The sequence below is a fragment of the Arthrobacter sp. P4_F11 genome, from assembly GCF_056401395.1.
The window spans coordinates 401,617-421,757 of sequence record NZ_JBFUJK010000001.1 but is presented as its reverse complement, the minus strand read 5'-3'; the positions used below and the strand labels follow the sequence as shown (position 1 = coordinate 421,757).

Sequence of the window (20,141 nt, the reverse complement as noted above, 5' to 3'; positions counted from 1 at the left end):
CCGGCACGTGCCTTCCCGGTTAATGCATCAGACTCCGGCGATGTACCGCACGGCGTCGAGATAGGGAAGGTTGACGGCGGCGTCCGCGGCAGCGCGGACGGTCGGCTTCGCGTTGAAGGCGATGCCGATCCCGGCGGCGCCCAGCATGTCGAGGTCGTTCGCGCCGTCACCCACGGCGATCGTGTGTTCCATCGGGATGCCCTCGGCCGCAGCCCATTCGCGCAGGTACTTCTCCTTGGCCGCCCGGTCGATCACGTCCCCGAGCACCTTGCCGGTCAAGGCGCCGTCGACGATTTCGAGTTCGTTCGCGATCCAATAGTGCAGCCCAAGGTCTTCGGCGATCGGCCGGAGGATCTGGTTGAAGCCGCCGGACACGACGGCCACGGCATGGCCGGCGGCCTGGAACGCCGCCACCAGCTCGGCAGCGCCCTCGGTCAGCCTGACCTCGGCGCGGACCAACTCGACGACGTCCGCGGGCAGCCCCGCGAGGACCGCCACCCGGGCGTGCAGGCTCTGGGCGAAGTCCAGCTCGCCGCGCATGGCCGCCTCGGTCACCGCCGTCACTTCCTCGCGCTGGCCGGCGTAGGCGGCCAGGAGCTCGATCACTTCCTGCTGGATGAGGGTGGAGTCCACGTCCATGATGAGGAACTTCCGGGGCGCGCTGCGCAGTGCTGCCGGAACCAGCGCCGTGTCGACGCCCTCGATGCCGGCGGCCGCCAGCGCACGGCGCGCACCGTCCAGGCGGGCTTCCGCAACCGCGGCGGCTGTGGCGGCGTCGGCAGTCCGCCCGTCCCGTGCGGTGTCCGGGCGGCTGTCCGTTCCGCCGCCCCGGGAGGCGTCCCGGGAGGCGTCCAGTGAGGCGCCCTGCACGCTGTCCAGGGCGCAGTCGACGGCGTACACCTCGAAGCGGGCGTCGCCGGTCCGGGTTTCCGTCCCGATGCCCAGCCCGGCGGCCGTCAGGAGCGAACGCAGCCGCTGGATGTCGGGAAGGGACAGTTTCAGGCCATAGCTCACTGCGGTCACGTTCGAACTCATGGCCTCAATCCTAGCGAGCGGACCATGGGCGGCCCGAATTCGTTGCGCCCGGGCAGGCGCCGCGTGACGCTCCACGGCAGGGCGCGGCGCCGGTTATCAGTCGCCCGCTTTTTTGTCCTAGTGTCTACTCCTATGAGTGATGTTCTTGAAATGGCCGGGGTCAGTGTTGTACGTGGGGCGAAGACGCTCCTGGACAAGGTCGACTGGCAGGTCAAAGAGGGCGAACGCTGGGTGATCCTGGGCCCCAACGGCGCCGGCAAGACCACACTCCTCCAGCTGGCCGCGGCCCGCATCCACCCGACCTCCGGAATGGCCGGCATCCTCGAGGAAGTCCTCGGCGCCGTCGACGTCTTCGAGCTCCGCCCCCGGATCGGGCTGTCCTCCGCTGCGCTGGCCAGCCAGATCCCCGAGCACGAGAAGGTCCTCAACGTGGTGGTCACCGCCGCGTACGGCGTGACCGGCCGCTGGCGCGAGGGCTACGAGAAGGACGACGAGCGGCGCGCCTTCGGGCTGCTGAACGAGTGGGGGATGGGCCCGCTGCTCAACCGCCCCTTCGCCTCGCTTTCCGAGGGGGAGCGCAAGCGCGTCCAGATTGCCCGCGCCCTCATGACCGATCCCGAGCTCCTGCTCCTGGACGAGCCGGCCGCGGGGCTCGACCTCGGCGGCCGCGAGGACCTGGTCCAGCGCCTGAGCGAACTCGCCCGCGACGACGCCGCCCCGGCGATCGTCCTGGTCACCCACCACCTCGAAGAAGTGCCGCCGGGCTTCACGCACGCGATGCTCATGCGCGACGGCGGCGTCGTGGCTTCCGGCCCGCTGCCGGAGGTCCTCACGGCGGAAAACCTCAGCGAAACGTTCGGCCTGCCGCTGGACGTCAGCGTCAACGCGGGCCGGTACACCGCGACCGCCAGCCGCTGACGGGGCCGCTGACCGCGCGTGGAGCTCTTCAATAGCGCCCTCATATTCTTCGCCGGGCTGTGGGCGGGCACCATCAACAGCGTCGTCGGATCCGGCACCCTGGTCACGTTCCCGGTGCTGATCGCCCTGGGCTACGCCCCCGTCACGGCCTCCATCAGCAACGCCATGGGGCTCGTGGCCGGCAACGCCACCGGCGCCTGGGGCTACCGGAAAGAACTCGAGGGCCGCGGCAAGCAGCTGCTCCGGCTCCTGCCGGCCTCGCTGCTGGGTGCCGTCACCGGCGCCTATCTGCTGTTGCACCTGCCCGAGAAAGTCTTCTACTACGCCGCCCCCGTCCTGATCGTGCTGGCCCTGCTGATGGTGGTCTTCCAGCCGCGGCTGCAACGGTGGGTGAGGAACCGCGAGGAGAACCCCGAGCACGCGATCCGGGACCGCCGCCACGGTGTCCTGCTCGTTGTCCTGGTGTACCTCGCCGGCGTCTACGGCGGCTACTTCGTCGCGGCCCAGGGCATCCTGTTAGTCGGCATCCTGGGCGTGTTCATGACCGGGACCATCCAGAACGCCAACGCGATGAAGAACTTCCTGGTCCTGGGCGTGAACGTGGTGGCCGCAGCTTCCTACCTCCTGTTCGCCTTCGACCGGATCGACTGGGGTGTGGTCGGGCTGATCGCCGTGAGCTCCCTGATCGGCGGCGTGATTGGCTCCAGGGTGGGGCGCCGGCTCTCCCCGGCGGTCCTGCGCGGGGTCATCTTCACCCTGGGCCTGGTGGCGCTGGGGTTCATGATCGCCAACCTGTTCAAATAGCCTTTCCAACAGCCTCCCAGGAATGACCTGCCCGTGACCTTTCACCTTCTTGAATCCGCCGACGACCCCCGGGTTGCGGACTACACCCAGCTCACGGACGTGCACCTGCGCAAAATCAGGGAACCCGCGGAGGGCCTGTACATCGCCGAGTCCTCCCGCGTCCTGCGCCGGGCTCTGGCCGCAGGGCACCGGCCGCGGTCCTTCTTCCTGGCCGAGAAGTGGGCCGGGGACCTCGCCGATGTCTTTGAGCAGTACCCGGAGGTGCCGGCCTACATCGGCCCCGCGGCTCTGCTGGAGCAAATCACCGGCTTCCACCTGCACCGCGGCGCCATGGCCGCCATGCACCGGCCCGCCCCGGTGCCGCTGGCTGACCTGCTCGCCGGAGCCCGCCGGGTTGCGGTACTGGAGGACATCGTGGACCACACGAACGTCGGAGCCATTTTCCGCTCGGCCGCGGCCCTGGGCGTGGACGCCGTGCTGGTCTCGCCGCGCTGCGGGGACCCGCTCTACCGCCGCAGCGTGCGGGTCAGCATGGGCACCGTGTTCCAGGTGCCGTGGGCCCGGCTGGAGGACTGGGCGGAAGGCCTGGCCGCGCTGCAGGAGCAAGGCTTCACCGTGGCGGCCATGGAGCTCACGGAGGACGCGGTGGACCTCGACGTGCTCGCGGCGCGCCGCCCGGAGCGGCTGGCCCTGGTGCTGGGGACGGAAGGCGCGGGCATGAGCGAAGGAACCCTGGCCGCCGTCGACCTCGCCGTGAAAATCCCGATGCGCCCGGGCGTCGATTCGCTCAACGTCGCCGCGGCGTCGGCGGTGGCGTTCTGGGAGCTCCGCCCGAAGGACTGAGGCGCCCTGCATCGTGCGGCGGCCGCGCCGCGCTGACGTGCGCCAATGCTGTTCGTCAGCCGTCCGGGGATCGGCTATCATTGATAGCTGGCCGTCCGGTGCTTTCCGCCGGCCATCCCATTCATACCTGGCAACTGGCAAAATCCAGTTGTGCGAACAAAGGTCCAATTATGAAGTCTAATACTCACCCGAAGTACGAAGCTGTTGTTTTCAACGACCTGGCTTCCGGCGTCAAGTTCCTGACCAAGTCCACCGTGTCTTCTTCGAAGACCATCGAGTGGGAAGACGGCAACACCTACCCGGTCATCGACGTCGAAATCTCCTCTGAGTCCCACCCGTTCTACACGGGCAAGCAGCGCATCATGGACTCCGCAGGCCGCGTCGAGCGCTTCAACGCTCGCTTCAAGGGCTTCGGCGGCAAGAAGTAACTTTCTTCCCCAAGGTCTTATGGAAAGCCCGCACCGGCAACGGTGCGGGCTTTCTGCATCTCTGCTGCCCTTCCGGCTGACCGGGTGACCCGGGTTCCCGGGTGCATGCGGCAGGATGGAGGTCATGACATCCCATCCTGCGGCCACCGCTCCCAGCCCCGACGACGACGGCGGCGGCCGTCACCACGGCGAGTACAAGGTCCCGGGCGGCAAGCTCGTGGTCGCCGACTTCGACGTCGTCGACGGCGTCCTGGCCCACGTCTCACTGAGCGGGGACTTCTTCCTCGAACCCGACGAGGCGCTGCCGGAGATCAACCGGGCGCTCACCGGGCTGCCCGTCGAGACGAGCGCCGCGGACATCGCGGACGCCGTGACGGCGGCGCTGCCCGAAGGCACCGTGCTGTTCGGTTTTTCCGCCGACGCCGTCGCCGTCACCGTCCGCCGCGCCCTGACGAAGGCCACCGGCTGGGCGGACCACCACTGGAACATCATCGCCCCGTCCGTCCTCCCCACCCACGTCAACGTCGCCCTGGATGAGGTCCTCACCGAGGAAGTCGGCGCCGGGCGGCGCAATCCCACCCTGCGGTTCTGGGACTGGGAGGAGCCCTCCGTGGTGATCGGCAGCTTCCAGTCCGTCCGCAACGAACTCCATCCCGAGGGCGTGGCCCGGCACGGCATCAGCGTGGTCCGGCGGATCAGCGGCGGGGGAGCGATGTTCATGGAGGCCGGGAACTGCATCACCTACTCGCTGTACCTCCCGCAGACCCTCGTGGACGGCATCAGCTTTGCGGACTCCTACCGTTTCCTCGACGCCTGGGTGATGGCGGCCCTGGAAAAGGTCGGCATCAGCGCCTTCTACGTGCCGCTCAATGACATTGCCACCGAGCACGGCAAGATCGGCGGTGCCGCGCAGAAGCGGCTCGCCAACGGCGGCATGCTGCACCACGTCACCATGAGCTACGACATTGACGCCGACAAGATGGTGGAGGTCCTGCGGATCGGCAAGGAGAAACTGTCCGACAAGGGCACCAGGAGCGCCAAGAAGCGCGTGGACCCGCTCCGCCGCCAGACCGGCCTGGCCCGCGCCGAAATCGTTGCAGCGATGATGGACGTCTTCGCCGAACGCTACGGCGCGACACCGTCCGTCCTCACCGACGCCGAGCTGGAGGCCGCCCGCCGCCGCGTGGAGACCAAGTTTGGCACCGCGGAGTGGCTGCACCGGGTCCCCTAGCGACGTGGGTTCGTCGCCTGGGCCGGTGCCGTCAGAGCCTGCGCCCTGAGGGAACGGTGCAGCTGGCTGCGCTGTTCGATGATGATCCGGCGCAGGGCACGCGGCGCATCAGGGTGGGCGGCCAGCCACTGGTCGGTGCGGACGATCACGGCGTGGGTTTCGGGCGTTCCGCCGTCCAGGTCCTGTGCCGCGGGGTAGAAGCCGCGGACAATCCGGCTGGCGATCTCGATGCTCCGGTCCGCCCAGACGTCCTCGAGGGATTCGAAGTACGGGTCGATGAACCCGGCCAGCAGGGAGGCCGCGCCGGTGTTGAACCCGGCAATCGTGGCGCCGAGGAGCTGGTTGGACAGGCCGGTGCCGTGGACGGCGGCCTCCCAGGCGGCCGCCTTGACGGATGCCTCGGGGCGCGCGGCGAGGGCCGTGGCGTGCCCGGACTTGCCTGCCGCCGTGTTGTCCCGGGCGAGCTCCTGGTCGAGCTGCTCCTGCGAGGCCTGGCCGTTGGCCGCCAGGGCATGCCAGAGATTCCAGCGCAGTTCGGCGTCCACCGCGAGGCCTTCGGTCACCATGCTGCCGTCCAGGATGCCCCGGAGCAGGTCCAGCCGGCCGGCGTCGTCGCGGCTGGTTGCGGCAAGGGTCCGGGCCCAGGCCAATTGCTGGTCGGAACCCGGGGCTGCCGCCTGCAGCTGTTCGGCGGCCGTGGTGAGGAAGCCGTGACGCACGGCATCGCGCTGGCCCCGGGGCACGTAGCGTTCCACCGCCGTCGAGGCATTGCCCAGCACGTTGAGGAGGACGCCGATGCCGGGCTCCGCGGGCCCGAAGCGCCCGACGGCGTCGACATAGAGGGCGGCCGGTGCGACGGCATCCCGGGCCGAGTCCCACAGCGCCGTCCAGCACAGCGCCCGCGCCATGGGGTCCTCCAGCTTGTCCAGGGAGCCGCGGACAGTGGCCTCGGAATGCGGGTCCAGCCGGACCTTGGCGTAGCTGAGGTCCTCGTCATTGACCAGCAGCAGCGCGGGCCGCGGTTTGCCGACCAGCGCGGTCACGTCGGTCCGGGCGCCGCGGACATCGGTCTCGACGCTGTCCGTGCGGACCAGGGCGCCGGCGTCGTCGAAATCGTAGAGGCCGATCCGCAGCCGGTGGGGACGGGGCTCCTGCCGGCCGGTGGTGGGATCCACGGCGTCCTGCAGGACGGCGACGGAGCTGAGCGCGCTGCTGTCTTCGGTGGATTCGGTGGATTCGGTGATCTCGCTGGACAGGGTGGAGATGCCGGAGGTCTGGAGCCATTGGCGGGCCCATTCGCTGAGGTCGCGGCCGGACGCCGCGCTCAGGGCGGCCAGCAGTTCGGCGAGGGTGGTGTTGCCGTAGGCGTGGTCCCGGAAGTACTGGCGGGACCCGGCGATGAAGGCCTCGAACCCGACGTAGGCCACCAGCTGCTTAAGCACCGAAGCGCCCTTGGCGTAGGTGATGCCGTCGAAGTTCTGCTTCGCGGCTTCCAGGTCCGGGATGTCGGCGACGATCGGGTGTGTGGTGGGCAGCTGGTCCTGGACGTACGCCCACGCCTTGCGGTTGTTGGCGAAGTTCACCCAGGCCGTGTCCCAGTCCGTGGTCCGGTCCACGCCGAGGGTGCCCATGTAATCCGCGAAGGATTCCTTGAGCCACAAATCATCCCACCACTTCATGGTGACGAGGTCCCCGAACCACATGTGCGCCATCTCGTGCAGGAGCGTGTTGGCGCGGGCCTGGTACTGCGAATCGGCGGCCCGGGAGGTGAAGACGTAGCTTTCGGTGAAGGTCACCAGGCCCGGGTTTTCCATGGCGCCGAGGTTGTACTCGGGGACGAACGCCTGTTCGTATTTGCCCCACGGGTAGGGGAAATCAAAGAGCTCGTTGAAGAAGGACAGTCCGTTCCTGGTGAGGCGGAACAGGGCGTCGGTGTCGAAGGATGCGGCCATGGAGGCGCGGCAGTAGAGCGCCAGCGGTACGTCCAGCACGGTGCCGTCGGCGAGCGTGCCGCGCCAGGCGTCCTCGGCCTTGAAGTACGGTCCGGCGAGGACGGTGGTGATGTAGGTGGACATCGCCTTGGTGGGCGCGAAGTCCCAGCGGCTCGTGGCGGGATCACTCGTCAGTTGGGTGCGCAGCACCTCGGCGCCGTTGGAGGACACCTGCCAGTCGGAGGGGGCCATGACGTGGAAGGTGAACTCGGCCTTCAGGTCGGGCTGTTCGAAGTTCGCGAACACCCGGCGGGCGTCGGCGGGTTCATACTGCGTGTAGAGGTAGCACTGGCCGTCGGCGGGATCGACGAAGCGGTGCATGCCTTCACCGGAGGTGCTGTACAGGGCGGTTCCCGTGATGGTGACCTGGTTCTCCGGCTGCAGGTTCTCGAGCCGGATCCGGGAACCGTCCACGACGTCGGCGACGGCGAGTCCCTTGCCGTTGAGGAAGACGCTGTGCACGCTGCCGGCGATGAAATCCACGAAGGTCGTCGCCCCGGGTTCGCTGGCCGAGAAGGAGATGATGCTGCGGCTCGTGTAGCCGGCGACGCTCGGGTCGGCCGCCTGCCGGACGTCAAGGGAGACATCGTAGCTGTGAGTGGTGATGAGGGCGGCGCGGTCCGCGGCCTCGTCGCGGCTCAGATTCTGGTTTGACACCCCGCTATCTAATCACGGGAGCGTGTGTGCCCGGTCACGCCGGCGGGAACATCAGGAAGGCGGCCGCCAGCCCGAGCAGGGCGATCAGCAGCCAGGACGCCAGCGCGGCCAGCAGCGCGCGTGCGCCGGTGTGCAGCAGCTGGCCCACCCGGACGGCGGAGCCCAGCCCGAAGAGCGCCATGCCGAGCAGGAGGTCCTGGACGGTGGCGGCCGCGTCCAGGGCCGCGGGGGAGAGCCACCCGGTGGTGCGCAGGCCCGCCAGGGCCACGAATCCGATGACGAACAGCGGGACCACCGGGGGGCGCTTGGCGCCGTCGGCTGCGGTGCCCAGCCGGTGATGGAAGCCCGCGGCGGCGACCATCGGCGCCAGCAGGATCACCCGGGTGAGTTTGACGACGACGGCGACGGCCAGCGCCGCGGTACCGGCGGTCTGGGCGGTGGCGACCACCTGCCCGACGTCGTGCACGGAGGCGCCGGTCCACGCCCCGAAGATCTCCGGACCCAGGCCCAGCGGCCGCGCGAGCAACGGCAGCACACCGATCGCCAGCGTGCCGCACAGGGTCACGAGCGCCACCGGCAGCACGGTTTCCTCCTGCCGGATTCTGCGCACGGCGGCCATCGCCCCGATCGCGGACGCCCCGCAGATGGCGAATCCCGTGGCCACCAGCAGCGCCACGCGGGGCGGCAGCCGGAAGAGCCTGCTGATCCCGTATGTCCCGGCGAAAGCGGCCAGCACCACGGCGGTCACGAGCAGCAGCGCGGCCCAGCCCAGGCCCAGCACATCGCCGAGGCTGACTTTCAGGCCCAGCAGCACGATCCCGGCCCGCATGAGGTGCTTGCCGGCGAAGTCCAGCCCGGGCCGCGCCGGCCCGGCGGTCCAGCCAGACACGCCCGGCAGGTTGGCCGCCAGCAGCCCGAGGAGCACGGCCATTGTCATCGCCGGCAGCGCGGGAAGGAGCAGGTGGGCGGCGACGGCGACGGCGACGGCCGCTGCGGCGCCGGCCAGGCCTGGCGCGGCCTCTCTCAGGGCGGAGGCGGTGGCGGATCTCTTGGGGGGCACGCCCCTACATTGCCGTACCCGGCCGGAAAAGCCGTAACCGCGGCCGTCCTGCCGGGCGGCCCGGACTGCGAGGCCAGCGCCGAGCGCCGCGCCGCGGGCCGCCGAAATGATTTCGGAACAAAAAAGTGGTTGGCTAGTGACCATGTCTGACCTATTCCAGGAATACTCCGAGGCCGCCGGCCGCACCGGCGCCTACGACGAGATGTTTGCCCCCGGCCAGCAGGCCCGGAGATCCTACGGGCAGGTGGCCCTGGCCCTGCGCGAACTCTCGTTGGCTGACGTCAGCGCCCGCGCCGATTCCATGGCCCGGACCTTCCTGGACCGCGGCGTGACCTTCGACTTCGCGGGTGAGGAACGGCCCTTCCCCCTGGACATCGTCCCCCGCGTGATCCCCGCCGATGAGTGGAGCGTCCTGGAACGCGGTGTGGCCCAGCGCGTCCGCGCCCTTGAAGCCTTCCTCAATGACGTCTACGACAAGATGACCGTGGTCTCCGACGGCGTCATCCCGCGCCAGCTCGTCACGACGAGCGCGCACTTCCACCGCCAGGTGCACGGCTTTGAGCCGGCCGGCGGCGTCCGGGTCCACATTTCCGGAATCGACGTCGTCCGAGACGCCGAGGGCACGTTCCGGGTCTTGGAGGACAACGTGCGCGTGCCCTCGGGCGTCAGCTACGTCCTCGAGAACCGCCGGGCCATGGCCAAGGGCCTGCCGGAGGCTTTCGGCCAGCAGCTTATCCGTCCGGTCGAGGAGTACCCCCGCCGACTCCTGTCAGCCCTGCGGAAGACGGCGCCCTCCGGCGTCGACGATCCCACCGTGGTGGTCCTGACCCCCGGCGTGTTCAACAGCGCCTACTTCGAGCACACCCTGCTCGCCGGACTCATGGGTGTCGAACTCGTCGAGGGCCGCGACCTCATCTGCCGCGGCAACCGGGTCTACATGCGCACCACGGCGGGTGAGCAGCGCGTGGATGTCATCTACAAACGCATCGACGACGAATTCCTGGACCCGCTGCAGTTCCGTGCCGATTCCATGCTCGGCTGCCCCGGCCTGGTCAACGCCGCCCGCGCCGGCGGCGTCACGATCGCCAATGCCGTGGGTAACGGCGTCGCCGATGACAAGCTGGTCTACAGCTACGTGCCCGACCTCATCCGGTACTACCTCAACGAGGAGCCCGTGATCGCCAACGTGGACACGTTCCGGCTCGAAGAAAAGGAGGCCCGGGAACACGTCCTGGACCGCCTGGATGAGCTCGTGGTCAAACCGGTGGACGGCTCGGGCGGCAAGGGCCTCGTGATCGGCCCGGACGCGTCCAGGGATGAACTCGACGCCCTGCGCAAGCGGATCATCGCCGACCCCCGCGGATGGATCGCCCAGCCGGTCCTGCAGCTGTCCACTGTGCCGACGCTCAGCGGCGACAAGTTCGGCCCCCGGCACGTGGACCTGCGCCCCTTCGCCGTCAATGATGGCGAGGACGTCTGGGTTCTCCCCGGCGGACTAACCCGTGTGGCGCTCAAGGAGGGCTCGCTGATCGTCAATTCCAGCCAGGGCGGCGGTTCCAAGGACACCTGGGTCCTGGCCGATTCCCCGCAGGTCCCCGTCGAAGTGATCCCGAGGCCCACCATCGCAGTTCGCGAGCGGGTTTCGGTCTGGCCGGTGGAGAGCAACTGGCGCGACAGCCAGAAAGAGCAGCAACAGCAGCAGCAGATTTCTGACGCGCAGGAGGTAACCGCGAATGCTTAGCCGTATTGCCGAGTCACTGTTTTGGATCGGCCGCTACGTGGAACGGGCCGACGGCACCGCCCGGATCCTCGATGTCCACCTCGAACGGCTCAACCATCTGCCTATGGAGGAACAGCGCAGCGTGGCACAGGAGCTCCTCGCCGTCATGGGTGCGCGCGCACAAAGTGACGATTTCGGCCTGCCCGAACTGCTCAACGCCCTCGCCTACGACAAGCAGAGTGCCACCTCCATTGCCGGTTCCCTCGGTGCCGCCCGCGAAAACGCCCGCCGCGCCCGCGAGACCGTCTCCTCCGGGCTCTGGGAAAGCCTCAACACGACCTACTACGGGCTCAACCAGCACCGCAAGGACGTGGTGGGCACCTACCGGTTCTGCAACTGGGTCCTGGAGCGCACCGCCATGGTCAGCGGCCTGGCCGACACCACCGTCAGCCATGACGAGAGCTGGCAGTTCCTGGTCCTGGGCCGGTCGCTGGAGCGTGCGGACATGACCGCGCGCATGCTCTCCACCCGGGATGTCCTCTCGGCCGGCATGTCTTGGGTGAACATGCTCCGCTGCGCCGGGGCCTACGAATCCTTCCTGCGGACCCGCCGGGCGGCGTTCGGGGACCAGCACGCGGCCGAATTCCTGCTGCTGGACCGGCTGTTCCCGCGGTCCATCGTCTACGCGCTGCGCGACGCCGACGAGTGCCTGGCGAAGCTCGACCCCTCGGCCCAGCGCGTCGGCTTCATCAACGACGCCCGCCGGATCGTCGGGCAGGCCCGCACCTTCCTGGAGTTCCACCGCACCGATGACCTCATGTCGGAGCTGCCGGAGCACATGGAGCGTGTGCAAAAGGCCGTGTCGCAGGCCTCGGACGCCATTTCCCGTAAGTACTTCAATCAGGCGGACGAACTGGCCTGGGTGGGAGAAGTTTCATGACCCGGCTGAACATCGTCCACAAGACGGCCTACAAGTACAACAAACGCGTCACCCTGTCCTACAACGAGGCCCGGATGACCCCGCTGACCGACCCGCAGCAGGTGGTACTTGAGTCTTCCATGAAGGTTTCGCCCTCGCAGGCGGCCCTGAGCAGCTACCGCGACTACTGGGGCACCCGGGTGACCGCCTTCGACATGCAGATGCCGCACGAGCACCTCGAGGTGCTCTCTACCACCACCGTTGAGGTGCACCGGGTCGAGAAGATCGCAACCGAGGCCGACATCGTCGGCTGGGACGTCCTGGCCGCACCGGAAACCCTGAACCAGTTCAGCGACTGGATTCCCCAGTCCCAGCTCACAGGTCCCGGCTCCGAGGTGCTCGCCATCATTCCCGGCGTCGTCGAGGGGAAATCGCCGCACGAGGCCGCCATGGCGGTCTTTGCCTGGATGCGCGGTGAAATGACGTACATGAAGGGCTCCACCGGCGTCACCACCAACGCCGAACAGGCCTGGAACCAGCGGCAGGGCGTCTGCCAGGACCTGGCGCACCTCGCCATCGGGTCACTGCGCAGCTGCGGTATCCCGGCCCGCTACGTGTCCGGTTACCTTCACCCGCGTTCGACGGCGGACCTCGGCGAGACAGTCGCCGGCCAGTCGCATGCGTGGCTCGAGTGGTGGGACGGCGAATGGCGCAGCTGGGACCCGACCAACCACAAACCCGCGGGGGACTTCCACGTCACCGTGGCCCGGGGCCGCGACTACCGCGACGTGCCGCCGCTCAAGGGTATCCTGTCCGGCGGCGGGGGATCGGCCCTCAGCGTCAGCGTGGAGATCACCCGTGTCGCCTGACCGCACGCTGCGCCCCACGTTGCACTGTCAAATCGGGCTGCCCTGAAGCCCTCAGGGCAGCCCGATCTGAAAGCCCAAGATGTTTTTTTGGGGGATGCGGGTTATTCGAGGCCGGAGCGCGTGGCGTCGTCCAACGGGGTCCACCAGGTCTGGGGCGGCACCACCTTGAACCGCCGGCCCGTGACGGTCTCCGGCGTAATCCGGACGAAATGTTCCTTCTTTCCGGCCTGCCACGGGAACAGCAACAGACCAACGGTGTCCATGACTTCCTGGGGGTTCTGCACCGGCGCGGCCTGGCCCTTGATGACGACGCTCCAGGCGACTCCGGTGTCCGCGTTGATGCCGTCGGCCTCCAGCGCCACCGGCGTGCCGCCGGTGGCCGCCTGCAGCTTGGTGCCCTCCGCGGTCCGGAACACCAGCGTGCCGTGGTCCACTTTGTAGTTGATCGGGAAGATATCGGGGTGGTCGTCCACCCAGACCGCCAGCCTGCCGACGGAGACGCTGCGCAACAGCCGCCAGCATTCGTGGTGGTCGAGGTCTTCGACAGCGTGGGTCTGGTCCTTTGGCTCGTGACGGCCCGGGCTCGATTCAGTGCTCATGCCGGCGAGCGTACGCGGCCGGGCTGACGGCGGCTAGGGCAAATGGACCCAGCCGCCGGGTTAATCTCCGAATTCTGAGGCTTTCCTGAGTCGTTCGCGCTATTCTGGCAGAGGGCCGTCAGCGTCTACATTGGCCGGAACGAACTGGGGGCAATGACATGCATTCAACGGGTGAGGGCTCAGGCCATACCGTGTCCGAGCCAAATCCCGTAGTTGAGGAGCTACTGACGGGGTTCGGCGCACGGGCGGAAGAGCTGCTTCAATCCAAGGAACGCATGGCCGGCCTGCTGGAAGCCGTTGTCGCCCTGGCCGAGGACCTGAGTCTGGATGCCGTCCTGGAGCGCGTGGTCGAATCAGCGTGCCGGCTGTTGCATGCCCGGTTCGGCGCCCTTGGTGTCATCGGTGATGACCACGCGTTAAGCCACTTCATCACTGTGGGCATCGATGGCCAGCTGGCACGGCAAATCGGTCCGCTGCCGACCGGCCACGGCGTCCTTGGCCTCCTCATTACGGACCCGTTGCCGCTCCGGCTGCATGAACTGAGCAAGCACCCCGAGGCCTACGGATTCCCCGCGCACCATCCTCCCATGCAGTCCTTCCTGGGGGTCCCGGTCCGGGTCCGGGACGTGGTGTTCGGCAACCTCTACCTCACGGAAAAAGAAGGCGGGGAGGACTTTTCCGCCGAAGACGAGGCCCTGGCCGTCGCCTTGGCGGCGGCGGCCGGCGTCGCCATCGAAAATGCCCGGCTCTACGACGACGCCCGCCGCCGGGCACGCTGGCTGGAGGCCTGCATGGACGTCTCCGGGCTGATGCTGAGCACGGACCGCGACTACACCTCGGGCGGCCTGGACCCGATAGCGGGCCGGGCGCTCCAGGAGTCCGCGTCCTCACTCGCCCTGCTGGTGGCACCCGCCGCCAATGGCGTGGCCCACGTGGTGATCGGCGTTGCCGGTGAGCGTGGCACCGCGTTTTCGGGACGGTCACTGCATCTGGACTCAGAGCTCCTGGAAGGTGTCCTCGAAGGCGGCGAGCCGGTGCTGTTCGACGACGCATCCGAAGTGTTGGGGGAGGTCGACGGCGCAGTCACCGGCCCGCTGCTGGCAGTGGCGCTGAGTACCCAGGGTGCCCACCATGGCCTCCTGCTGCTGGCACGGGACAAGGAGTCGGTGCGCTACGCCCGGACCGACATCGAAATGGGGGCCGTCTTCGGCTCCCACGTGGCCCTCGCCTTGGAACTGGCCCGGGTGCACCGGCTGCGCGAGGAGCTTCTGGTCTTCACCGACCGCGACAGGATCGCCCGGGACCTGCATGACCTCGTCATTCAACGGCTGTTCGCCGCCGGGCTGAGCGTGCAGAGCCTGACCCGTTTCACTAAGGAGGATCTGGCGCTGGAGCGCATCCGCAACATCACCGGCGAACTCGACGAGGCGATCCGCAGCCTGCGGGACACCATCTACTCGCTCAAGAGCAACACCGGCGAGATCGAACTGCTGAGCGGCCGGATCCGTCGTGTCACGCGCAGTTCGTCGAAGTCCATGCCGTTCCCGCCGCGCCTGACCATTACGGGACCCGTGGATGCTGTGACACCGGACAAGGCCGACAACGTCGTGGCCGTGGTTTCCGAGGGGCTCAGCAACGCCATCCGGCACTCCGGGGCGGATATAATCTCGGTCTCGGTTGCGGTCGTCAGGGGCCGGGTGACGGTGGTGATCAACGACAACGGCGCCGGATTCGCCCAACCCGCAAAACGCAACGGGCTAAGCAACCTCGAGGACCGGGCGCGCATGCTCGACGGCGAATGCACCATCACGAGCGCGCCCGACTCCGGTACCAGCCTGGAATGGTCGGTGCCGCTGTAGCCGGCACGCCCGAAGGTCCGGTTTCCGCAGAGCCTACCCGACGCTGCGGGGCCGGATTACTTCGCCGGTTCTCCCGACGGCGGCCGCCGGAAATGCCGGGCTGGCGATGAAGACGGCGGCCTGCGTGCGGCGTTCGAATCCGAGCTTGGCCAGCAGGGACGACACATAGTTCTTGACGGTCTTTTCCGCCAGGAACATTTCGGCGGCAATCTGCCGGTTGGTCAGTCCGCCGCCCACCAGCTCCAGGACCTTGCGTTCCTGGGGCGTGAGGGAGGACGTGCGCGGGTCGACCTCTTCGGCCTCCACCAGGCTGTCCACGACGCCGGCGGCCACGCCTTCCTCGAAGAGGGACTCGCCCGCTGCTGCCCGCCGCAGGGCGCCGATCAGGTCCGTGCCGCCGATCTCCTTCAGCACGTATCCGCTTGCCCCGGCCAGGACGGCGCCGCGCAAGGCCTGTTCGTCGTCGAAGCTCGTCAGGATGATGCAGTTCAAGGACGGGTCCACCGACCTCACGTCCCGGCAGACCTCGATGCCGGTCCCGTCCGGCAGGCGGGCGTCCAGCACACAGACATCAGGATGCAGTGCGGGAATCCGCCGGGTCGCCTCCACCGCGGATCCGGAACTGCCGACGACGGCAAACCCCTCGCCTTCGAGAAGTTCCTGCAGCCCGCGCCTGACAAGTTCGTGGTCATCAAGGATAAAGACTCGGATCACCGCCTGCCCGCCATCAGGTGCAGTGAGACCTGCGTCTGCCCAGGCAATCATGATTCTCCCGTCCGGCCGCTTGCGGGGCCGCTCGATGCTCTTAGTAACACGCTGATTCTTGTAACGAGATGCTGTCTTTCATCTGTTGACCCCAGCCTCTGCCATTCTTGTGCACCGGGGCGGCGCGGACAAGGGTCATAGTGCCCAACGGGCCGCCTCCGGCCCGTTGCCCGGAAGGCTTCCGGGCCGCCCGCCGGCCGGGGTGCGTGCATGCCTTTTGGCCCTAGGCGTCTGGCCGGGCGAAGGAAATCATGGGAGCGTCGCCATCTGGCGCGGGAGGCTCGGCCGGTACGAGGGCAAAGGATGGCAATGAACGAAGTCAGGGACGTCCGCACGATCGTGGTAGGCGTTGACGGCTCGGACGCTTCGGTGTCCGCGCTGCGGCATGCGCAGGGCCTCGCGGTGCCCCTGGCCGCCAAGGTCGTCGCGCTGGCGTGCTGGGACTACCCGCCGGTGTACGACGGCTATGTCGCCGTCGGCATCGACGACTTCGATGTCCGGGCCGGCGAAATCCTGGCCGAGGCGGTGGCGAAGGCTTTCGGCCCGGACACCCCGGACAACGTCGAGGCCCGCCTCATCCAGGGGCACCCCCGCCGCGTGCTGATCGAGGAGAGCAAAGCCGCGGACATGCTCGTGCTGGGCCGCCGCGGCCACGGCGGATTCGGTGGGCTGTTGCTTGGATCGGTGAGTTCCGCCTGTGTGGCACATGCGCATTGCCCGGTGCTGGTGGTCCACTCGCCAGAACACGGCTGACGCCGCAATCCTGCCGGAGGATTCTATTCGAACGTGGCCCGGCGCGGATCCGAGAGCCGGGTGCTCCACACATCGGGCCGGTTGACCTTGAAGCGTCGTCCGGTCAGGGCTTTGGGAGCCACCCGCACGTAGTAGGCCTTCTCGCCGGGCTGCCAGGGCTCCAGGAGCAGGGAGTCAATTTCGTCCTTCTCCTCCTGGCTCTCGATGACCTCGGCTTCCCCGCGCGCCATCACGCTCCAGGCCGTCTCGTCGCGGGCGTCGTAGCCGTCGATCTCGAATGCAACCGGCTTGCCTGTGATCGCGCCCCACAGCTTCGTGCCGCCGGCGGTGCGGAAGGCTATCGCCCGCCGTTCGAGGACGAAATTTACCGGGAAGATCTCCGGATGGTTGTCTACGATCAGCGCCACGCGCCCCACGACTTCGGTGTCGAGCAGCGCCCAGCACTGGTCCATGGTCAGCGAGTATTCCGGCGAGGGCGTGGTTGAGTCCATGTCGAGCCACGATACGGGCCGCCCCGGACCCCGATTAGGGCCATAGGTCCCGCGGCGGACACGTATGTGACGGATGCCGCGGCCCGTCGGCGCCGGTCACCAAGGACTGGGGGTCACCAGGGACTGGGCTTGTAGTCCTTGAGGAACACTCCGTACTGGTCCTCGCCGGATTCGCCCATCACGATGGGGTCGTACACGCGGGCGGCGCCGTCAACGAGGTCCAGGGGCGCGTGGAAGCCCTCTTCCATGAGGCGGACTTTGGTGTAGTGCGGGCGCTCGTCCGTGATCCAGCCGGTGTCCACGGCCGTCATGAGGATGCCGTCGGCGTCGAGCATTTCCTGGGCGCTCGTTCGCGTCATCATGTTCAGCGCAGCCTTGGCCATGTTCGTGTGCGGGTGTCCGGGGCCCTTGTAGGCGCGGGAGAACTGGCCTTCCATGGCGCTGACATTGACGATGTACTTCCGCCGCGCGGTGGAGCGTTTCATGGCGCCCCGCAGCCGGCTGACCAGCAGGAACGGAGCCGTCACGTTGCACAGCTGCACTTCGAGCATCTCCAGCGGGTCCACCTCGTCCAGCACCTGGGTCCAGCTGTTGATGCTGGCGAGGTCCGGGACCAGTCCGCCCGCATCGATCGCGGTGCCGGAGGCAATCCGCTCCAGCGACGCCGACCCGGTGGACAGGGCCAGGGACGTGATCGCGTCACCGGCCAGCACTGGATGGTCGAGCACGCTGCTGGCGAGGGCAAGCGGGTGCTTGTCGTGGGCGTGTCCGAAGGTGACGAGCTCCGGGCCCCCGTTGGCAGCCTGGAGGGCGGCGGGCAGCGGCTCGTCCTCGGCGTCGACGAGCGGCTTGTAGGCGTTGCCGGAGCGCCGCACTGTCTGGGCCGCGTTGTTGATGATGATGTCCAGCGGTCCTGCGGCATCCAGGGAATCCGTCAGGGCCATCACCTGGGACGGGTCGCGGAGGTCGATGCCCACGATCCGGAGCCGGTGCAGCCAGTCGGCGCTGTCCTCCATGGCAGCGAAGCGGCGGGCGGCGTCCTTCGGGAACCGGGTGGTGATGGTGGTGTGTGCGCCGTCCCGCAGGAGCCGGAGCGCGATGTACATGCCGATCTTCGCCCGGCCGCCGGTCAGCAAGGCCCTGCGGCCGGTCAGATCGGTGCGGGCGTCACGCTTGCTGTGGCTGAACAGGGCGCACTCGGGGCACAACTGGTGGTAGAAGGCATCCACCTGGGTGTAGTGCTGCTTGCAGATGTAGCACGGCCGGGACCTGATCAGGTGGCCGGCGATTTCCCCGGTGGCGGACGTGGCGAGCTTGTTGCCGCGCGTTTCGTCGTCGATCCTGTCGGGGGCCGCCGTCGCCGTCTGTGCGATCACGGCGCGGTCCGCCTCGGCGATCTCATCGCGCTTGCTGACCCGCCGGTGGCGCTTGACGGCCTTGAACATTTTCCCGGTGGCGCGGCGCACTGAGACGTAGTCCGGGTGCTCCTCGTCATAGGCGTGGATCGTGTTCAGGACCTTCAGGCAGGCCTGGATTTCCTCCGGGGTCAACTCGGCAAGACCAAGATCGGCTAGACCAAGCTCGGCGGAGGGAAAGTCGGAGGACAGATCGGGGGAGCTCATTGCCCTAATTTTACAGGGTGCGGGGAGCCCGGCCGGACGTACCTGCCGGGCCCCCGCCTGCCTATGCCGTGGGGGATTGCTTGACCGGTGCGTCTGCGCCGACCGCGGCGGCCTGCACGTCGGCCACCTTGTCCACGGAGTCCCGCAGTTCGGGCCAGTTCTCGGTGGCCGTGCGGACGGCGTCGGGCACCAGGCGCAGGTTGGCCGCGGAGAGCGCCCGTTCCGCATCGCTCGGGTCCGGGACGTGCTGGCCCTTGGACAGGACCGTGATTCCGGAGTCCGTGACCTTGAAGCCGCGGGCGCGGTCCAGTTCGGGGTCGAGTCCGATCGCGGCCCCGGCCGGCACCTTGACGTTCTTGTCGATGATGGCGCGTTTGATCACCGCGCCTTCGCCGACGTTGACCTTGTCCATCAGGACCGAGTCCAGGACCCGGCTCGAGGTGCCGACGTAGACGTCGTTTGAGAGGACGGAGCCTTCCACGATGCCGCCGGAGACGACGACGCCGCTGGCCACGATGGAATCCAGTGCCGTGCCCACGGTGTTGGACTTCCCGCGGACAAACTTGGCCGGCGGGGAGATGGTCTGGCGGGTGTAGATCGGCCACTCGGAGTTGTAGAGGTTGAAGACCGGAACAGGGGAGATCAGGTCCATGTGGGCGTCGTAGAAAGAATCGATGGTGCCGACGTCGCGCCAGTAGGTGCGGTCCCGTTCGGTGGAGCCCGGAATGTCGTTAAGGGTGAAGTCGTAGACGCCGGCCTCGCCCTGGTTGACGAAGTACGGGATGATGTCCCCGCCCATGTCGTGCTTGGTATCGAGGCGCTCGGCGTCAACGTGGAGGGCTTCGATAAGGGCATCGGCGTCGAAGACGTAGTTGCCCATGGAGGCCAGGAACTGGCTGGGGTCGGCCGCGAGGCCCGGTGTTGACGACGGCTTCTCCACGAACGCGGCAATCTTCTCCGGGTTGTCCGCATCAGTTTCGATCACGCCGAACTGGTCCGCCATGTGCAGCGGCTGGCGGACCGCGGCGACCGTGGCCTTGGCCCCGCTCGCGACGTGCTGCTCCACCATCTGGGAGAAGTCCATCCGGTAGACGTGGTCTGCGCCGACCACGACCACGATGTCTGGGTTGGCGTCGTGAATGAGATTCAGCGACTGATAAATGGCGTTGGCGCTGCCGAGGAACCAGCTCTTGCCGACGCGCTGCTGAGCCGGAACCGAGGCCACATAGTTGCCCAGTTGCGTGGACATCCGCCACGTTTCGGAAATGTGCCGGTCAAGGCTGTGGGACTTGTATTGCGTCAACACCACAATTTGCAGATAGCGGGAATTCACAAGATTTGAAAGGGCAAAGTCAATGAGCCGGTAGCTTCCGGCAAACGGGACACCAGGCTTGGCCCGGTCCGCCGTCAACGGCATGAGCCGGTTTCCCTCGCCACCTGCGAGGACAATTGCCAAAACTCTCTTTTGATGCGGCATGGTGATAGCTCCTGAACGCCTTCGTTACTCCCCAATACAGTCCGGCATGCCCGAACGTCTTCACACTAGATCAGTTCCACCGTAACGACTACCTTGGTGC

At 67.8% G+C, this 20,141-nt stretch carries 18 protein-coding genes; 10 read left to right on the top strand and 8 right to left on the bottom strand.

The genetic code is table 11. From position 1 onward, the window contains the following. Positions 1 to 27: 27 nt before the first annotated feature. Positions 28 to 1,035: a phosphoserine phosphatase SerB gene (gene serB / locus AC1DRO_RS02045; protein WP_476949615.1), complete on the bottom strand. Its 1,008-nt coding sequence runs from the start codon at positions 1,033 to 1,035 to the stop codon at positions 28 to 30. A 132-nt stretch (positions 1,036 to 1,167) separates the two neighbouring features. Here serB and AC1DRO_RS02040 point away from each other — a divergent pair, with 132 nt between their 5' ends. From AC1DRO_RS02040 to AC1DRO_RS02020, 5 genes are all read left to right on the top strand, one after another. Further along, a complete protein-coding gene (locus AC1DRO_RS02040) occupies positions 1,168 to 1,953 on the top strand; it encodes an ABC transporter ATP-binding protein (protein WP_026266341.1) in 786 nt (261 codons plus the stop codon). An 18-nt stretch (positions 1,954 to 1,971) separates the two neighbouring features. Continuing rightward, complete coding sequence (locus tag AC1DRO_RS02035) at positions 1,972 to 2,757, top strand: sulfite exporter TauE/SafE family protein (RefSeq protein WP_243177666.1); 786 nt, start codon at positions 1,972 to 1,974, stop codon at positions 2,755 to 2,757. 33 nt (positions 2,758 to 2,790) lie between these two features. After that, positions 2,791 to 3,600 (top strand): TrmH family RNA methyltransferase, encoded by an 810-nt coding sequence (locus AC1DRO_RS02030; RefSeq protein ID WP_476949614.1) that lies wholly within the window; start codon positions 2,791 to 2,793, stop codon positions 3,598 to 3,600. Positions 3,601 to 3,770: 170 nt separating this feature from the next. Continuing rightward, entirely contained in the window at positions 3,771 to 4,028 is a 258-nt protein-coding gene (locus AC1DRO_RS02025) for a type B 50S ribosomal protein L31 (RefSeq protein ID WP_018772953.1), read from the top strand. Positions 4,029 to 4,152: 124 nt separating this feature from the next. After that, positions 4,153 to 5,259, top strand: coding sequence for a lipoate--protein ligase family protein (locus AC1DRO_RS02020; RefSeq protein WP_476949613.1), 1,107 nt, complete (start codon positions 4,153 to 4,155; stop codon positions 5,257 to 5,259). On the opposite strand, the gene pepN is transcribed toward AC1DRO_RS02020, so the two are convergent. Both pepN and AC1DRO_RS02010 read right to left on the bottom strand, forming a co-directional pair. Beyond that, the gene (gene pepN / locus AC1DRO_RS02015; RefSeq protein ID WP_476949612.1) at positions 5,256 to 7,907 is read right to left on the bottom strand and encodes an aminopeptidase N; all 2,652 of its coding nucleotides are present in this window, start codon (positions 7,905 to 7,907) and stop codon (positions 5,256 to 5,258) included. The genes AC1DRO_RS02020 and pepN overlap by 4 nt on opposite strands. 34 nt (positions 7,908 to 7,941) lie before the next feature. Beyond that, a complete protein-coding gene (locus AC1DRO_RS02010; protein ID WP_476943905.1) occupies positions 7,942 to 8,967 on the bottom strand; it encodes a YeiH family protein in 1,026 nt (341 codons plus the stop codon). 142 nt (positions 8,968 to 9,109) lie between these two features. Here AC1DRO_RS02010 and AC1DRO_RS02005 point away from each other — a divergent pair, with 142 nt between their 5' ends. From AC1DRO_RS02005 to AC1DRO_RS01995, 3 genes are read left to right on the top strand one after another with little or no spacing between them, the layout of a single operon-like run. Beyond that, on the top strand, positions 9,110 to 10,708 hold the full coding sequence (locus AC1DRO_RS02005) for a circularly permuted type 2 ATP-grasp protein (protein WP_243177658.1): 1,599 nt from the start codon (positions 9,110 to 9,112) through the stop codon (positions 10,706 to 10,708). After that, positions 10,701 to 11,627: an alpha-E domain-containing protein gene (locus AC1DRO_RS02000; RefSeq protein ID WP_026266338.1), complete on the top strand. Its 927-nt coding sequence runs from the start codon at positions 10,701 to 10,703 to the stop codon at positions 11,625 to 11,627. The genes AC1DRO_RS02005 and AC1DRO_RS02000 overlap by 8 nt, the downstream gene beginning before the upstream one ends. Beyond that, positions 11,624 to 12,475, top strand: a complete 852-nt coding sequence (locus AC1DRO_RS01995; protein ID WP_476949611.1) for a transglutaminase family protein — start codon at positions 11,624 to 11,626, stop codon at positions 12,473 to 12,475. The genes AC1DRO_RS02000 and AC1DRO_RS01995 overlap by 4 nt, the downstream gene beginning before the upstream one ends. 101 nt (positions 12,476 to 12,576) lie before the next feature. Here AC1DRO_RS01995 and AC1DRO_RS01990 read toward each other — a convergent pair whose 3' ends face one another. Then, positions 12,577 to 13,074, bottom strand: coding sequence for a pyridoxamine 5'-phosphate oxidase family protein (locus AC1DRO_RS01990; protein WP_028275547.1), 498 nt, complete (start codon positions 13,072 to 13,074; stop codon positions 12,577 to 12,579). A 158-nt stretch (positions 13,075 to 13,232) separates the two neighbouring features. Between AC1DRO_RS01990 and AC1DRO_RS01985 the strand changes: the two genes are divergently transcribed. Continuing rightward, positions 13,233 to 14,933 (top strand): GAF domain-containing sensor histidine kinase, encoded by a 1,701-nt coding sequence (locus tag AC1DRO_RS01985; protein WP_476949610.1) that lies wholly within the window; start codon positions 13,233 to 13,235, stop codon positions 14,931 to 14,933. Positions 14,934 to 14,966: 33 nt separating this feature from the next. On the opposite strand, the gene AC1DRO_RS01980 is transcribed toward AC1DRO_RS01985, so the two are convergent. After that, entirely contained in the window at positions 14,967 to 15,698 is a 732-nt protein-coding gene (locus AC1DRO_RS01980; protein WP_028275549.1) for a response regulator, read from the bottom strand. 303 nt (positions 15,699 to 16,001) lie between these two features. Here AC1DRO_RS01980 and AC1DRO_RS01975 point away from each other — a divergent pair, with 303 nt between their 5' ends. Then, on the top strand, positions 16,002 to 16,451 hold the full coding sequence (locus AC1DRO_RS01975; protein ID WP_243177654.1) for a universal stress protein: 450 nt from the start codon (positions 16,002 to 16,004) through the stop codon (positions 16,449 to 16,451). Positions 16,452 to 16,474: 23 nt separating this feature from the next. On the opposite strand, the gene AC1DRO_RS01970 is transcribed toward AC1DRO_RS01975, so the two are convergent. The 3 genes from AC1DRO_RS01970 to glgC all read right to left on the bottom strand — a co-directional run bounded on the left by AC1DRO_RS01970 (position 16,475) and on the right by glgC (position 20,041). Continuing rightward, complete coding sequence (locus AC1DRO_RS01970) at positions 16,475 to 16,942, bottom strand: pyridoxamine 5'-phosphate oxidase family protein (protein ID WP_459384781.1); 468 nt, start codon at positions 16,940 to 16,942, stop codon at positions 16,475 to 16,477. A gap of 113 nt (positions 16,943 to 17,055) precedes the next feature. Then, positions 17,056 to 18,564: an SDR family NAD(P)-dependent oxidoreductase gene (locus tag AC1DRO_RS01965; protein ID WP_243177652.1), complete on the bottom strand. Its 1,509-nt coding sequence runs from the start codon at positions 18,562 to 18,564 to the stop codon at positions 17,056 to 17,058. 61 nt (positions 18,565 to 18,625) lie between these two features. Then, positions 18,626 to 20,041, bottom strand: coding sequence for a glucose-1-phosphate adenylyltransferase (gene glgC, locus AC1DRO_RS01960; protein WP_476943686.1), 1,416 nt, complete (start codon positions 20,039 to 20,041; stop codon positions 18,626 to 18,628). Positions 20,042 to 20,141 lie beyond the last annotated feature (100 nt).

Coding starts and splice junctions, on each gene's coding strand:
- AC1DRO_RS01985 (WP_476949610.1), top strand. CDS start 13,233: ATGCATTCAACGGGTGAGGGCTCAGGCCATACCGTGTCCGAGCCAAAT.
- AC1DRO_RS01990 (WP_028275547.1), bottom strand. CDS start 13,074: ATGAGCACTGAATCGAGCCCGGGCCGTCACGAGCCAAAGGACCAGACC.
- serB (WP_476949615.1), bottom strand. CDS start 1,035: ATGAGTTCGAACGTGACCGCAGTGAGCTATGGCCTGAAACTGTCCCTT.
- AC1DRO_RS01965 (WP_243177652.1), bottom strand. CDS start 18,564: ATGAGCTCCCCCGATCTGTCCTCCGACTTTCCCTCCGCCGAGCTTGGT.
- AC1DRO_RS01980 (WP_028275549.1), bottom strand. CDS start 15,698: ATGATTGCCTGGGCAGACGCAGGTCTCACTGCACCTGATGGCGGGCAG.
- AC1DRO_RS02025 (WP_018772953.1), top strand. CDS start 3,771: ATGAAGTCTAATACTCACCCGAAGTACGAAGCTGTTGTTTTCAACGAC.
- AC1DRO_RS01995 (WP_476949611.1), top strand. CDS start 11,624: ATGACCCGGCTGAACATCGTCCACAAGACGGCCTACAAGTACAACAAA.
- AC1DRO_RS02040 (WP_026266341.1), top strand. CDS start 1,168: ATGAGTGATGTTCTTGAAATGGCCGGGGTCAGTGTTGTACGTGGGGCG.
- AC1DRO_RS01970 (WP_459384781.1), bottom strand. CDS start 16,942: ATGGACTCAACCACGCCCTCGCCGGAATACTCGCTGACCATGGACCAG.
- AC1DRO_RS02005 (WP_243177658.1), top strand. CDS start 9,110: ATGTCTGACCTATTCCAGGAATACTCCGAGGCCGCCGGCCGCACCGGC.
- AC1DRO_RS02020 (WP_476949613.1), top strand. CDS start 4,153: ATGACATCCCATCCTGCGGCCACCGCTCCCAGCCCCGACGACGACGGC.
- glgC (WP_476943686.1), bottom strand. CDS start 20,041: ATGCCGCATCAAAAGAGAGTTTTGGCAATTGTCCTCGCAGGTGGCGAG.
- AC1DRO_RS02000 (WP_026266338.1), top strand. CDS start 10,701: ATGCTTAGCCGTATTGCCGAGTCACTGTTTTGGATCGGCCGCTACGTG.
- AC1DRO_RS01975 (WP_243177654.1), top strand. CDS start 16,002: ATGGCAATGAACGAAGTCAGGGACGTCCGCACGATCGTGGTAGGCGTT.